This window comes from Flavimobilis marinus, from assembly GCF_900113055.1.
Classification (GTDB): Bacteria; Actinomycetota; Actinomycetes; order Actinomycetales; family Cellulomonadaceae; genus Flavimobilis; species Flavimobilis marinus.
Genome location: NZ_FONZ01000001.1, coordinates 39,470 through 52,395 on the forward strand (window position 1 = coordinate 39,470; position 12,926 = coordinate 52,395).

Below are 12,926 nucleotides of genomic sequence, written 5' to 3' on the forward strand. Positions count from 1 at the left end.
CGCCCTACGCTGGGGCAAAACCCCCATCTTCGAGGAGACGGCCATGAAGACCAAGGCAGCATTCCTGATCGGCGCGGGTGTCGGCTACGTGTTCGGGACGGCCGCAGGCCGCCAGAAGTTCGAGCAGATCAAGGGCCAGGCGAACACGCTGTGGCACAACGAGTCGGTGCAGCACACGGTGAGCGACCTCCAGGAGAAGGCGACGGACCTCGCCAAGAACCAGGGCGGCGCGCTCGCGGAGAAGGTGACGAGCACCGTCAAGAGCAAGCTCAAGCACGACGACGACGCGAGCGGCGGCGACTCCGCGACCGCCAACGCGTTCGGGACCGGCTCTTCGACGAGCGCCGGCGTCGCGGACGGCCCCACCACGGGCTCGACCGCGCCCAGCCCTGACGTGTCGGACTGGAAGAACCCGAGCTGACGCAGCGTCTGCAGCGCCCCGCACGCACGGCCCTGTCTCCTCCGGGAGGCGGGGCCGTCTGCTGTCCCTGGGACCTATGTCCTGACTTCCGGCCAAGTCATTGACGGTGTGTCAATAGCGCCTCTACGGTGAGCCCATGGGCACCACGACGAAGCCGACCGCCCGCCGCACGGTCAAGGACCCGACCGAGCGGCGCGACGAGATCGTCACCGCCGCGCGCACGCTGTTCCGCGAGCGCGGCATCAGCGCGACGTCGTTCACGGACGTCGCCCGCCACGTCGGCGTCGCCCGCGGCCTGATCTACCACTACTTCCCGGACAAGGACGCCCTGGTCGACGTCGTGCTCGAGCAGTACGTCGCGGAGTTCGTGGCTTCCGTCAGCGCGTGGGACGCGGCGCGCGAGCCCGGCAACATCGACCGGGCCCTGATCGACTGCATCGCCGTCTTCCGCCACCACCTGCGCACCACGAGCGACCCGCTGCGCGAGGACCTGCAGCGCATCGAGAACGCGGGGATCTACAACCGCTTCCTCGACCGGGCCGTGCGCGCCGTCGTCGACTGCTTCCAGGCCACCACCGTCCAGGCCTACGCCCGCCTGCACGAGATCGAGCTCGTGCACGTCTACGAGACGTTCTACGTGCTGGTCTACGGGCTCGTCGGGCTCGTGCGGAACAACCCGCAGACCTCCGACGACGTCCTGGTGACGATCGTCCGGCAGGCCCTGTACCTGCCGCCCAGGAGCACACCTCCGGGCGCCTGAGCAAGCGACGGGTTCCTCCGGTGCCGGGACCCGCACGTCGCGAGGGGAGGCACGCTCTCACCGGTCCTGCGCACGACGCGCCGGACCACGGACATCCAAGGAGATGGACGTCGTGTTCCTGTTCGATTCGATTCCCTGGTACGCGGCCCTCATGTGGGTCGTCGTGCTCGCCGCGCTGATCGGCTTCAACGAGCTCACCCGCCGCTACCGCTGGGCGGGCATCGCGATCTTCATCGCGCTGCCCATCATCCTGACCATCTTCGTGTGGCCGACGACGGCCGGCGAGGGATCGAGCACCGGGTCCTGGTTCCACTGGGTCAAGGTCTACTCGGCGCTGGCCGGTGCCCTCGGGTTCATGGCGCTGCGCTACTACCCCAAGCTGGCGCGCAACAAGTTCGCCCTGTGGTTCCCGCCCGCGATCCTCGGCCTGAACATCCTCGAAGCCGTCATCCGCGACTTCGAGGTCTACGGCCTCGAGGGCATGGTCGACGGCGTGTTCATGAACGGCGGCCCGTGGAACATCATGAACGGCGTCGCGGGCATCTTGAACCTCGTCACGATCTGCGGCTGGGCCGGCATCTACATCAGCCGGGACAAGACCAAGGACATGATCTGGCCGGACATGCTGTGGTTCTGGATCATCGCGTACGACCTGTGGAACTTTGCCTACGTGTACAACGCCGTCGGTGACCACGCCTTCTACGCCGGCGCTGCGCTGCTGATCTCGTGCACCATCCCGGCGTTCTTCATCAAGCGCGGGGCCTGGCTGCAGCACCGTGCCAGCACCCTCGCCCTGTGGATGATGTTCACGATGGCGTTCCCCGCGTTCGCCTCGACGTCGATGTTCGCGGTCGAGACGAGCCGCTCCGAGACCGCGCTGTTCACGGTCTCCCTGGTGTCGCTGCTCGCCAACATCGCCGTGGTCGTCTACCAGGTGCACGTGATCGTCACGCGGCGGCGCAACCCGCTCAAGGACGAGCTGTTCACGCACCTCGAGGCGTACAAGAAGGTCGCCGCCGGGCGCGACCTGCCGATGCCCGACGCCGGCACGTCCCGCCGGGAGCCGGCGCTCGTCTGACCCACGGCGCGCTCCACGCTCCGGCCCCCGTCCTCGCCGTCCGCGGTGAGGGCGGGGGCCGTCGCCGTCCGCACGCCCGGCGTAGCATCCCTGGGTGCGTCGCTTCCTCGCTGACACGACCCCGCTGCGGGAGTCGCCCGCCTTCGCCCGCCTGTGGTGGGGCCTGGGTGTGTCCAACCTCGGCGCGCAGCTGACCGTCGTCGCCGTCGGCCTCGAGGTGTACGCGATGACGTCCTCGACCTTCGCCGTCGGGATCCTGGGCCTGTGCGCGCTCGTGCCCCTGGTGATCCTGGGCCTCTACGGCGGCGCGCTCGTGGACGCCTACGACCGGCGCAAGGTCGCGATCGTCGCCTCGAGCGCGCTGTGGCTCGTCACCGTCGCGCTCGTCGTCCAGGCGAGGGCGGGGGTCGACGAGGTGTGGGTGCTCTACCTCCTGGTCGCCCTCCAGTCCGCCGCCTTCGCGATCAACAACCCCGCGCGGTCGGCGATCATCCCGCGCCTCGTGCCGATCGCCCAGCTGCCCGCCGCCAACGCGCTGATGGGCCTGCTCGGCAACACGGCGATGACGCTCGGGCCGCTGCTGGGCGCGTTGCTCGTCGCGCGCTGGGGCTATGCGACCGCCTACGCGGTCGACGCCGTGCTCTTCACGGCCGCCCTGTGGGCGCTCGTGCGCCTGCCGGACCTTCCGCCCACCGAGGGCTCCGAGCGCGTCGACGCCGCCCGACGTCGTCGCGTCGGACTCGGGTCGGTGCTCGAGGGTCTGCGGTACCTGGCGACGCAGCCGAACGTGCGCATGACGTTCCTCGTCGACCTCGCCGCGATGATCTTCGCGATGCCGCGCGTGCTGTTCCCCGCGATCGGCGTGGTGATCATCGGCGGCGGCGAGGGCACCACCGGCATCCTCACGGCGGGGCTCGCGATCGGCGGCGTGCTGGCCGGGCTGTTCTCCGGCGGGCTCACCCGGATCCACCGGCAGGGCCTGGTCATCGTGTGGTCGATCGTCGGCTGGGGCCTGTCGGTCACGGCGTTCGGCCTCGTGCTGGTCGCAGCCGGCCGCACGGAGCCGACGACGGTGCTCACCTGGGCCCTCGTCCTCGGCTTCGCGGCGCTCGTGCTGTGCGGCATCACCGACGGGGTCAGCGCGGTGTTCCGCACGACCATCCTGCAGGCCGCCGCGCCGGACGAGATGCGGGGCCGGCTGCAGGGGGTGTTCATCGTGGTCGTCGCTGGTGGCCCGCGGCTCGCGGACGTCCTCGTGGGGGCGGAGGCGACCTGGTGGGGCGAGGGCATGGCGGCCGTCGTCGGGGGGCTGACGTGCATCGTGGTACTCGGGCTGCTGGTGTGGCGCCAGCCGCGGTTCCTCGCGTACGACGCGCGCCACCCCGAGCCGTGAGGCGCTGCTAGGCGGGGTCCTCGAACGCTCGGAGCCAGGTGCCGAGCAGCGTCTCGAGCGCCGCGGCCTCGCGCGGGGCGAGGGACGCGATCAGCCGGTGCTCGTTCTCGATGTGCTCGGTGAAGGCCGCGTCGATCACCTCGCGTCCGCGGGCCGTGAGGGCGACGACCCTGCCGCGGCCGTCCGCGTCGTCAGGGCGGCGCTGCACGAGGCCGGCCTCCTCGAGCCGGTCGAGGCGCTTGGTGATCGCGCCGGTCGTCACCATGGTGTGACGGGCGAGGTCCTTGGGTGCGCGCTCGAACGGCGCCCCCGCCCGGCGCAGGGCGGCGAGGACGTCGAAGTCGCCCTCGCCGAGGCCGTGGCGGCGGTACACGACGAGGAGCTCCTCGGTCAGGAAGGCGGCGAGGCGGTGCAGGCGGCCGATCACGTTGGCGGGGGAGACGTCGAGGTCCGGCCGCTCCCGGGCCCACTCGCGCTGGATCTGGGCGACGCGGTCGAGACTGTCGTTCACGGGGTTGACAATATCTTCCGCGGAAGCGAAAGTTGCTTCCATGGAAGCAAACGCGCGCTGGGCGTTGATCGCTGCGGTCGCGCCTGTGACGTGGGGCAGCACCTACCTGGTCACCGCCGAGTACCTGCCCGCCGACTCGCCACTCTACGGCGCCGCGCTGCGCGCGCTGCCTGCGGGGCTGCTCCTGCTCGCGCTGCGGCGTCGGCTCCCGCAGGGCGCCTGGTGGTGGCGGTCGCTCGTGCTCGGCACCCTCAACATGGGTGCCTTCTTCGCCCTCGTGTACGTCGCGGCGCAGCTGCTGCCGGCCAGCATCGCCTCGACCATCATGGCGACCTCGCCCGTGGCCATGATGCTCATCGCCTGGTCGGTGATCGCGGAGCGGCCCAGGGCGCTCGGGATGCTCGGGGCCGTGCTCGGCGTCGGCGGGGTGGCCGTGATGCTGCTCGGCGGGTCCGTCGAGGTTCGATGGGCGGGCGTCGCCGCGTCGGTCACCGCGATGGCGATGTCGTCGTTCGGGTACATCCTCGCCAAGAAGTGGGGGGACCTCGGCGGCGCCGACGTCCTGTCGCAGACGGCGTGGCAGCTGGTGGCGGGCGGCGCGATGCTGGTTCCCGTCGCGGTGCTCGTCGAGGGCGCGCCACCCGCCCTGGACGCGCCCGCGCTCGTCGGGTTCGCATACCTGTCGTTCGTGGGCACCGCGCTCGCGTACGTCTGCTGGTTCGGAGCGCTGCGCCGCCTGGGTGCGGGGACGGTCGGCCTGGTCGGCCTGCTGAACCCCGTCACCGGCGTGCTGCTCGGCACGCTCGTCGCGGGCGAGACCCTCACGCTGCGTCAGGGCGGCGGGCTGGTGCTCGTGCTCGCGGGGATCCTGCTGGGGCAGCCGATGGTCGCCGCCCGACTGCAGGCGATCGGACAGCGCGCCCGCACGGGCCGCGACACCGTTGGTGTGGATGCCGCCGAGCCACCCCCCGCAGGCGCGCCCCCCTCGCTCGGCACCGGCGTCTAGAAGCGGGGAGCACTCGTGCACGGATCTCCCGTGCAGAAGTGCTCCCAAGAGGAGGGGCTGGTCAGGCGAAGGTGAGGATGACTCCCGCGTCCGTGCGGGTCACCGAGGTCGCGACCCACCGCGTGCCGTCGGGGCCCTCGACCATGAGGACGTCGTCGTTCTCACCGAAGGACGTGGCCGGGGGGAGGCTCAGCTCACGAGCCACCGCCGAGCGGGCCATCGCCGTCGGCGCCTCGACGGGGACCGGCGCCTCGGGCGCCTCGGACGAGGCGAACGCCTCGGGTGCGTACGGCGCCTCTGCCTCCGGCGTCTCTTGCCCCGGCGCCTCTGCGTTCGGCGCCTCTGCGAACGGGGCGTCGAGCGCGCCCGCGGTCTCCTCGACCTGCGCTTCAGGGGCGGAGGTGGGCTCCGTGAGTGCGACCTGGCGTGCGTACGCCAGCTCGGTGAACGACTCCTCGGGTGCGTACGGCGCTTCAACGTAAGGCGCTTCGCCGTACCCCGTCTCCGCGTACGGCGCCTCGTACGAGGCGGTGACCGCGGAGAGCAGCGCGCCGTCGTCGAGAGGCGCCGCGCTGGCGCTCGCCGTGGCCGCAGCCGTGGCCGCCGCCCACGCTGCCGCCTCGACCGACGCGGCCGTCGTCGCGACCTCCTCGTGCTGGCGCAGCGCCTCCAGACCAAGGTCGAGCAGGTCGTCGACCTCGACGACGTCGTATCCCCCGCCCTGGCGAGTCGTGAACTGGGCCGCCTCGAGCTCGGTGACCGTGACGGTCGCGCGCTCGGGCTCGCGCTGCTCGTGGGCCGTGAGCGTGGACGCGAGGCGCTCGAGGAGCTCGTCGACCTCGCCGATGTCGTATCCCTCGTGGAATCGCGTCACGTGGAATCTCGTGGCGCGCAGGGCGGTGGCCGTGATCATGGCGTCTCCTCGGCGTCGGGTCCACGGGCGGGACCGGCTCGCGAGCCGAGCGTAGCGATCCGGGAGGCGTCCGTGGGCCGTCTCGCTGGTTTTCGAGCGGGCGAAATCTGCCGGCGTGCTGCCGGACCGGTCAGCCCACCGTGAGGACGATCCCCGCATCGGTGCGACTCACGGAGGACGCGGTCCATCGGGTGCCGTCAGGGCCCACGACCATGAGGACGTCGCGGTTCTCGCCGTAGGAGGTGGCCTGGGCCAGGCTGAGCTCGCGCGCGACCGCGGAGCACGCCATCGCGGCCGGGGCCCCAGGCGCGGACGGTGCCGCCGGAGCGGCGCCGGCGCTCGAGGTGACAGCCGCAGGCGCTGGCGCCCACACAACTGCCTCCACAGACTCCGCCTCGGTCGCGACGCCCGCGTGCTGGCGCAACGCCTCCAGGCCCATGTCGAGGAGGTCGTCCACCTCGACGACGTCGTACCCCGCGCTCATGCGCGCCGAGGCGAACCGGACATGAAGAAGCTCGTCCGTGGTGACCGGTGCCCGCTCAGATCTGCCGGTCTCGAGCGCATCGAGGGTGGCCGCCAGGCGTCCGAGGAACGCGTCGACCTCGCTGATGTCGTAACCCTCGCGGAACCGGGTCACGTGGAACCTCGTGGCGCGCAGGGCGGCGGACGTGATGATCATGAGTCTCCTCGGCCTCGGGCGCTTCCGTACGGGCTCGCGAGCCGAGCGTAGCGATCGGCGGAGCGTACGGGGACTGTCCGACCGGTTTCCTGTGGACAAAGACTCGGCGAACACCTGGCTACGTGCCCTGAACGCCCGATTCGTCGACGTGCGGGGTCGGCAGACTCACGCTGTGCTGAACTCCCTGAACCCCGAGCTCGGACGGCGCCGCCGCGAGCACCCCGCCCCTCCCGTGTCCGACGTCCGCGTCCCGGTGGGCCAGATGGCTGAACCGATCGAGGTCGTCGGCGCCGAGATGGCGTGCAGCGCCCTCGACGCGCTGTTCCGCCCCGAGGCCGTGAGCAGCGTGGCCGTGTGCGACCTCAGCGACCCCCGCCGGATGGGCCTCATCACCCGTGACCGCCACCTCGCGGTCAGCGCCGGGTCCCTCGGGTACGGCCGGGCGCTGCTCACCCGACGGGAGGTCGGCGAGGTTGCTGACTGGTCCCCGCTGGTCGTCGACCCCCGCGACGCGCTCCTCGACGTGGTCGCGCGGGCGATGCGTCGCCCGGCGCGGCAGCGGTTCGACGACGTCCTGGTCAACGACGTCGTGTGGAGCGTGGTCAGCACCTCGCAGATGGTCCGGGGGCTTGTGGACGTCCTCACCCGCTGACCCGCCCCCTGACCGGTGGCGGCGGCCGACCTACGCGCTGAGGCCCGGGAACGGTGCCGCGTCAGGTCCCGACGGCTCGGCCGGTGCTCCCGTGCCGAGCGGGGTGGCGCTCGAGCGGCGCAGGGTGCGGATGCTCGCGAGCCCGAGCAGCGCCGACACCCCGGCGGCCGCGACGACGACGACGAACCCTGCGTGCGCGCCCGAGCGGTCGATCAGCACCCCGGCCACCGACGCCCCGAACGACACCCCGACGCCCATCGCCGCGCCGACGTACGTGAGCCCTTCGGTCAGCTGCTGCGGCGTGACGACGCGCTGCACGAGGCCGTTGCCGCCGATGATCGTCGGCGCGATCATGAACCCGGTCAGGAACATGACGACCGCCAGGGCGTGCAGCGACGTCACGACGATGAAGAGACTGACGCCGACGGTCAGCCCGAGGAGCGTGACGACGAACCGCAGCCAGAGCGCGGAGACCCAGGTACGCGCCCCGTAGCCGAGGCCCGCGATGAGCGAACCCATGGCGAAAGCGGCCAGCACGAGCCCGGCCGCCCCCTTGTTGCCCTGCTCCTCCGCGAACGCGATGGTGGCGACGTCGCTCGCACCGAAGACGACTCCTACGGCGACGAAGATCAGGACGAGCGCCACCATGGAGCCCGATCGCAGCACGCTCGGCAGGCGCTCGCCCTTGACCCGGGGGGTCGGCACAGGCTCGGTGGAACGCTGCGAGAGGAACCAGTAGCCGCCGACCAGCATCGCGACGACGGGGAACACGAGCCCGGCGGCGGGCGCGACGCTCGTCGCGAGGAACGTCGCGAGGACGGGGCCGATCACGAACACGACCTCGTCCAGTGCGCCCTCGAGCGAGTACGCCGTGTGCAGGTCGTGCGGGGAGTCGAGCACGGTGGCCCAGCGGGCGCGCACGAGCGTGCCCATCGAGCCGATCGTCGAACCGGCGAGGCCGGCGACGACGTAGAGCACCCAGGCGTCGGCGTGCAGCACCGCGGCGGTCATGAGACCCGTGAGGTTCACGGCAGAGATCGCCAGGAGCGGGCGCATGACGCGCGCCTGCCCGAGCCGGTCGATGAGGCGCGCGATCTGCGGTCCGAAGATCGCCTGCGCGATCACGTAGACGGCGGACACCTGCCCCGCCAGGGCGTACTCGCCGTACAGCTCCTGGATCATCAGGACGATGCCGATGCCCACCATGGCCATCGGGAACCGCGAGAGCAGCCCGGCGATGGAGAACGCCTTCGCGCCGGGGCGCGCGAGGACCGCCCCGTAGGGCCCGAGAAGTGCCATGTCTCGATTCTCGCACCGGTGGCGGGGTCGTTGGAGCGCTGCCACAGTGGCGAGCATGACCACCTCACACTCAGTCCCCGCTCCGCTCCGCGCGACGCGTGCGCTCGAGCAGGAGGCCTCGCTCGACGTCGGCGTGGACGCGCTGCAGCCCGTCGCCGACGCGATCGCCGCAAGCCCGTTCGCGCCCTGGCTGCGTGGCGAGCGGATGGGCCACGCCGTGCACCCGGTGATGACGGACCTGCCGATCGGCTTCTTCGTGTCCAGCACCGCGCTCGACCTCCTCGGCGGGAAGGCGACGCGCACCGGAGCGGACCGCCTCCTCGGCCTCGGGCTGCTCTCGACCATCCCCACCGTCGTCACCGGGCTCGCGGACTGGGCGACGGCGTCGCGCGAGACCAAGCGCGTCGGCGTCGTGCACGCGCTGGCCAACGAGGTCGCCGCGACCGCGTACGGCATCTCGTGGGTCGCGCGCCGCAGCGGCAGGCGCGGCCTCGGCGTCGCACTGAGCCTCGTGGGCGGCGCTGCGCTCGGCGTCGGCGGATACCTCGGGGGGGCACCTGGCCCTCGAGCGCAAGCACGCCCCGAGCCCGGACGGGGCTGAGGAGCCGACGACGGCGCCCGGGTCGCCCGACCGCGCACGTCACCTGGCGGAGGGCGACAGCGATGAGTGAGGCCCCTGCAGGCGCCGCTCGCGGCGCGAGGTCGGCCGGCGCGGGGACGACCGGCGCGCCGAAGCCCCTCAGGCGCGCCGTCAGCGGGCGCCTGCTCTACGTCTTCATCCTCGGCGACGTCTTGGGCGCGGGCGTGTACGCGCTCGTCGGTGAGATGGCGGGGGAGGTGGGCGGCGCCGTCTGGCTGCCGCTGCTGGTCGCCCTCGGTCTGGCGCTCCTGACGGCCGGCTCCTACGCGGAGCTCGTCACCAAGTACCCGCGGGCCGGAGGTGCGGCCGTGTTCGCGGAGCGCGCGTTCCAGCGTCCTGTGGTGTCGTTCCTCGTGGGATTCAGCATGCTGGCGGCGGGCGTGACGAGCGCGGCCGGGCTCTCGCTCGCCTTTGCGGGCGACTACTTCACGACGTTCATCGACCTGCCGACGACGCTCGTCGCGATCGTCTTCCTCGCGCTCGTCGCGGCGCTCAACGCGCGCGGCATCCGCGAGTCGCTGCGCGCCAACGTGATCATGACGGTGGTCGAGGTGTCCGGGCTGGTGCTGATCGTGGTGCTGGCCGGCATCATCCTCGGCCGCGGCGACGGTGACCTGGGGCGCACGGTGGAGTTCGCCGGAGACAACCCCGCGATCGCCGTCCTGGCAGCGTCGCTGCTCGCCTTCTACTCGTTCGTGGGTTTCGAGACCTCGGCCAACCTGGCCGAGCACGTCAAGGACGTGCGCCGCACCTACCCGCGGGCGCTGTTCGCGTCGCTCGTCACCGCGGGTGTCGTCTACGTCGCCGTCGGGCTCGCGTCGACCGCCGCGGTGGACCCGGGCCGGCTCGCCGACTCGACCGGGCCGCTGCTCGAGGTCGTCAACGAGGCCGACGTCGTACCCGAGCGCGTGTTCGCCGTCATCGCCCTGATCGCGGTCGCCAACGGTGCGCTCCTGACGATGATCATGGCGTCGCGCCTCACCTACGGGATGGCCAAGCAGCGGCTGCTGCCCCCGGTGCTCGCGCGGGTCCTGCCCGGGCGCCAGACGCCGTGGGTGGCGATCATCGTCACGACCCTGGTCGCGATGGGTCTGATCTTCACCGGGGACCTGGGCGACCTCGCCGAGACCGTGGTGCTCCTGCTCCTCGTCGTGTTCATCTCGACCAACCTCGCGGTGCTCGTGCTGCGGCGCGACGACGTCGAGGCGCCGCACTTCCGGGTCGCGACCGTGGTCCCCGTCCTCGGCGTGCTCAGCTGCGTCCTCCTGCTCACCCAGCAGGAGGCCAGCACGTGGCTCCGCGCGGGCATCCTGCTCGGCGCAGGCGCCGTGCTGCACCTGGTCACCCGTCGCTCCAGCCAGGCCGGCCCGGAGCTGGCCGACGTGGTCGAGGACGGCGAGGGCGGCGACTCCCCGCGCGTGCCGGGGATGATCGACCGATGATGGACGGCATGGACATCAGCGTGCAGGACAACAAGGACCGGTTCGAGGCCCGACGGGGCGACGGGGATGGTGACGGCGAGCTGGTCGGCTACGTCGAGTACCGCCGCGACGGCGACGTGTGGGACCTCCACCACACGCAGGTGCTCCCGGAGTTTGAGGGGCAGGGCGTCGCGGGGACCCTCGTCGCCGAGGCCCTCGACCAGATCCGTGCCGCCGGCGGCACGGTGATCGCGTCGTGCTCCTACGTCGACGCCTTCCTCGAGCGCAGGCAGGAGTACGCCGACCTCCGCGCGCGCTGAGACAGCGACCGAGCGACCTGAACGAGCGCCGCCCGCCGATTCTGCGGACATCGACACGTGAGCTGTCGATATCCGCAGAACCGGCGGGCGTTTGCGCGGCAGCGTCCGTGCGCCTCCGCGGCCCGGTCAGCCGAGCGCGCTCGCCACGACCTGCTTCGCCTCTTCCTGGACGCGCGCGAGGTGCTCGGCGGAGACGAACGACTCGGCGTAGATCTTGTAGACGTCCTCGGTGCCGGACGGGCGCGCGGCGAACCACGCGTTCTCGGTCGTGACCTTGAGGCCGCCGATCGCCGCCCCGTTCCCGGGTGCGGTCGTGAGCTTGTCGGTGATCGCCTCGCCCGCGAGCTCGGTCGACTGCACCTGCGCGGGGTCGAGCGCGCCGAGCGTGGCCTTCTCCTCGCGGGTCGCCGCAGCGTCCACCCGGGCGTACCAGGACTGGCCGTGCTCCTCGACGAGCTTCGCGTGCCGCTGCGACGGGGACTCGCCGGTCGTCGCCTGGATCTCCGACGCGAGCAGTGCCAGGAGCAGCCCGTCCTTGTCGGTGGTCCACACGCCGCCGGTGCGCCGCAGGAACGAGGCGCCAGCGGACTCCTCGCCCCCGAAGCCCACGGAGCCGTCGAGCAGCCCCGGCACGAACCACTTGAAGCCCACCGGGACCTCGACGAGGCGCCGGCCCAGGCCGCCCGCGACCCGGTCGATCAGCGCGGAGGACACGAGGGTCTTGCCGATCGCGGCGTCTGCCGGCCACTCGGGACGGGCGCCCGAGAACAGGTAGTCGATCGCGACCGCGAGGAAGTGGTTCGGGTTCATCAGCCCGGCGTCGGGCGTGACGATCCCGTGGCGGTCCGCGTCCGCATCGTTGCCCGTCGCGATGTCGTACGGCGCCGCGCCGGACTCCGAGCGCATCGCCTGGACGAGCGAGGCCATCGCGTGCGGCGACGAGCAGTCCATGCGGATCTTGCCGTCCCAGTCCAGCGTCATGAAGGACCAGCGTGGGTCGACGTCGGGGTTCACCACGGTCAGGTCGAGGCTGTAGCGCTCACCGATGGCGCCCCAGTACTCGACGGCCGCGCCGCCGAGAGGGTCGGCGCCGATCCGCACGCCCGCGTCGCGGATGGCGTCGAAGTCGATGACCGACGCGAGGTCGTCGGTGTACGCCGACAGGTAGTCGTGGCGTCCGGTCGTGGGCGCGGCGAGCGCCTGCTCGAGGCCCACGCGCCGCACCTGCCCGACGCCGGAGCGCAGGATCTCGTTCGCGCGGTCCGCGATCCAGCCGGTCGCGTCGGAGCCCGCAGGACCGCCGTGCGGGGGGTTGTACTTGAAGCCGCCGTCCCGCGGCGGGTTGTGCGAGGGCGTCACGACGATGCCGTCGGCCAGGCCAGGACCGTGCGTGCGCACGCCCGCCGTGCTCGCGGCGCCGTTGTGGATGAGGATCGCGTGCGACACCGCGGGGGTCGGCGTGAAGGAGTCGCGCGCGTCGATCCGCACCTCGACGTCGTTTGCTGCCAGGACCTCGAGCGCCGTCTGCCACGCCGGCAGGGAGAGCGCATGGGTGTCCCGACCGATGAAGAGGGGACCGTCGGTGCCCTGGCTGCGGCGGTACTCGACGATCGCCTGCGTGGTCGCGACGATGTGCGCCTCGTTGAACGCCCCGTCGAGGCTCGAGCCGCGGTGGCCCGAGGTGCCGAACACGACCCGCTGACCAGGGTCGTCCAGATCGGGCGTGCGGTCGTAGTACGCGCCGAGGAGCGCGTCGGTGTCGATGAGGTCTTCCGGGAGGGCCTGGGTGCCTGCGCGTTCGTGCATGCCCTGATCCTGCCACCGGACGGCCCG

At 72.0% G+C, this 12,926-nt stretch carries 14 protein-coding genes; 9 read left to right on the plus strand and 5 right to left on the minus strand.

The genetic code is table 11. The features are described 5' to 3' along the window. The first annotated feature begins 43 nt into the window (after window positions 1–43). From BMZ30_RS00170 to BMZ30_RS00185, 4 genes are all read left to right on the plus strand, one after another. Entirely contained in the window at window positions 44–421 is a 378-nt protein-coding gene (locus tag BMZ30_RS00170) for a hypothetical protein (RefSeq protein ID WP_093374111.1), read from the plus strand. Window positions 422–557: 136 nt separating this feature from the next. After that, complete coding sequence (locus BMZ30_RS00175) at window positions 558–1,181, plus strand: TetR/AcrR family transcriptional regulator (protein ID WP_093374112.1); 624 nt, start codon at window positions 558–560, stop codon at window positions 1,179–1,181. Window positions 1,182–1,284: 103 nt separating this feature from the next. Further along, entirely contained in the window at window positions 1,285–2,259 is a 975-nt protein-coding gene (locus BMZ30_RS00180) for a DUF5692 family protein (protein WP_425307148.1), read from the plus strand. Between the two features lie 94 nt (window positions 2,260–2,353). Then, window positions 2,354–3,652: an MFS transporter gene (locus BMZ30_RS00185; protein WP_093374113.1), complete on the plus strand. Its 1,299-nt coding sequence runs from the start codon at window positions 2,354–2,356 to the stop codon at window positions 3,650–3,652. A gap of 7 nt (window positions 3,653–3,659) precedes the next feature. Here BMZ30_RS00185 and BMZ30_RS00190 read toward each other — a convergent pair whose 3' ends face one another. Continuing rightward, window positions 3,660–4,205, minus strand: coding sequence for a MarR family winged helix-turn-helix transcriptional regulator (locus tag BMZ30_RS00190; protein WP_093374114.1), 546 nt, complete (start codon window positions 4,203–4,205; stop codon window positions 3,660–3,662). Between BMZ30_RS00190 and BMZ30_RS00195 the strand changes: the two genes are divergently transcribed. Then, the gene (locus BMZ30_RS00195) at window positions 4,204–5,169 is read left to right on the plus strand and encodes an EamA family transporter (protein ID WP_093374115.1); all 966 of its coding nucleotides are present in this window, start codon (window positions 4,204–4,206) and stop codon (window positions 5,167–5,169) included. The genes BMZ30_RS00190 and BMZ30_RS00195 overlap by 2 nt on opposite strands. Window positions 5,170–5,230: 61 nt before the next feature. Here BMZ30_RS00195 and BMZ30_RS00200 read toward each other — a convergent pair whose 3' ends face one another. Both BMZ30_RS00200 and BMZ30_RS00205 read right to left on the minus strand, forming a co-directional pair. Further along, window positions 5,231–6,082 carry a DivIVA domain-containing protein gene (locus BMZ30_RS00200; RefSeq protein ID WP_177191225.1) on the minus strand — a complete coding sequence of 284 codons (852 nt, stop codon included), beginning with the start codon at window positions 6,080–6,082 and terminating at the stop codon, window positions 5,231–5,233. Between the two features lie 130 nt (window positions 6,083–6,212). Next, a complete protein-coding gene (locus tag BMZ30_RS00205; protein WP_093374117.1) occupies window positions 6,213–6,761 on the minus strand; it encodes a DivIVA domain-containing protein in 549 nt (182 codons plus the stop codon). A gap of 172 nt (window positions 6,762–6,933) precedes the next feature. On the opposite strand from BMZ30_RS00205, the gene BMZ30_RS00210 reads away from it, so the two are divergent. Next, on the plus strand, window positions 6,934–7,413 hold the full coding sequence (locus BMZ30_RS00210) for a CBS domain-containing protein (RefSeq protein ID WP_093374118.1): 480 nt from the start codon (window positions 6,934–6,936) through the stop codon (window positions 7,411–7,413). 30 nt (window positions 7,414–7,443) lie between these two features. Here the strand turns inward: BMZ30_RS00210 and BMZ30_RS00215 are convergent, their stop codons facing one another. Further along, window positions 7,444–8,712 (minus strand): MFS transporter, encoded by a 1,269-nt coding sequence (locus BMZ30_RS00215; RefSeq protein ID WP_093374119.1) that lies wholly within the window; start codon window positions 8,710–8,712, stop codon window positions 7,444–7,446. Window positions 8,713–8,767: 55 nt separating this feature from the next. On the opposite strand from BMZ30_RS00215, the gene BMZ30_RS00220 reads away from it, so the two are divergent. The 3 genes from BMZ30_RS00220 to BMZ30_RS00230 all read left to right on the plus strand — a co-directional run bounded on the left by BMZ30_RS00220 (window position 8,768) and on the right by BMZ30_RS00230 (window position 11,093). Further along, window positions 8,768–9,313, plus strand: a complete 546-nt coding sequence (locus tag BMZ30_RS00220; protein WP_143073082.1) for a DUF2231 domain-containing protein — start codon at window positions 8,768–8,770, stop codon at window positions 9,311–9,313. Window positions 9,314–9,375: 62 nt separating this feature from the next. Further along, window positions 9,376–10,794 carry an APC family permease gene (locus tag BMZ30_RS00225; protein WP_093374121.1) on the plus strand — a complete coding sequence of 473 codons (1,419 nt, stop codon included), beginning with the start codon at window positions 9,376–9,378 and terminating at the stop codon, window positions 10,792–10,794. An 8-nt stretch (window positions 10,795–10,802) separates the two neighbouring features. Continuing rightward, the gene (locus tag BMZ30_RS00230; RefSeq protein WP_229828376.1) at window positions 10,803–11,093 is read left to right on the plus strand and encodes a GNAT family N-acetyltransferase; all 291 of its coding nucleotides are present in this window, start codon (window positions 10,803–10,805) and stop codon (window positions 11,091–11,093) included. Window positions 11,094–11,219: 126 nt separating this feature from the next. On the opposite strand, the gene pgm is transcribed toward BMZ30_RS00230, so the two are convergent. After that, the gene (gene pgm, locus BMZ30_RS00235) at window positions 11,220–12,899 is read right to left on the minus strand and encodes a phosphoglucomutase (alpha-D-glucose-1,6-bisphosphate-dependent) (protein ID WP_093374123.1); all 1,680 of its coding nucleotides are present in this window, start codon (window positions 12,897–12,899) and stop codon (window positions 11,220–11,222) included. Between the last annotated feature and the right edge of the window lie 27 nt (window positions 12,900–12,926).

Excerpts from the sequence above, each read along its gene's own strand:
- BMZ30_RS00170 (WP_093374111.1), top strand. The coding sequence starts at position 44 with ATGAAGACCAAGGCAGCATTCCTGATCGGCGCGGGTGTCGGCTACGTG.
- BMZ30_RS00175 (WP_093374112.1), top strand. The coding sequence starts at position 558 with ATGGGCACCACGACGAAGCCGACCGCCCGCCGCACGGTCAAGGACCCG.
- BMZ30_RS00180 (WP_425307148.1), top strand. The coding sequence starts at position 1,285 with ATGGACGTCGTGTTCCTGTTCGATTCGATTCCCTGGTACGCGGCCCTC.
- BMZ30_RS00195 (WP_093374115.1), top strand. The coding sequence starts at position 4,204 with ATGGAAGCAAACGCGCGCTGGGCGTTGATCGCTGCGGTCGCGCCTGTG.
- BMZ30_RS00190 (WP_093374114.1), bottom strand. The coding sequence starts at position 4,205 with ATGGAAGCAACTTTCGCTTCCGCGGAAGATATTGTCAACCCCGTGAAC.
- BMZ30_RS00200 (WP_177191225.1), bottom strand. The coding sequence starts at position 6,082 with ATGATCACGGCCACCGCCCTGCGCGCCACGAGATTCCACGTGACGCGA.
- BMZ30_RS00205 (WP_093374117.1), bottom strand. The coding sequence starts at position 6,761 with ATGATCATCACGTCCGCCGCCCTGCGCGCCACGAGGTTCCACGTGACC.
- BMZ30_RS00215 (WP_093374119.1), bottom strand. The coding sequence starts at position 8,712 with ATGGCACTTCTCGGGCCCTACGGGGCGGTCCTCGCGCGCCCCGGCGCG.
- BMZ30_RS00220 (WP_143073082.1), top strand. The coding sequence starts at position 8,768 with ATGACCACCTCACACTCAGTCCCCGCTCCGCTCCGCGCGACGCGTGCG.
- BMZ30_RS00225 (WP_093374121.1), top strand. The coding sequence starts at position 9,376 with ATGAGTGAGGCCCCTGCAGGCGCCGCTCGCGGCGCGAGGTCGGCCGGC.
- BMZ30_RS00230 (WP_229828376.1), top strand. The coding sequence starts at position 10,803 with ATGGACATCAGCGTGCAGGACAACAAGGACCGGTTCGAGGCCCGACGG.
- pgm (WP_093374123.1), bottom strand. The coding sequence starts at position 12,899 with ATGCACGAACGCGCAGGCACCCAGGCCCTCCCGGAAGACCTCATCGAC.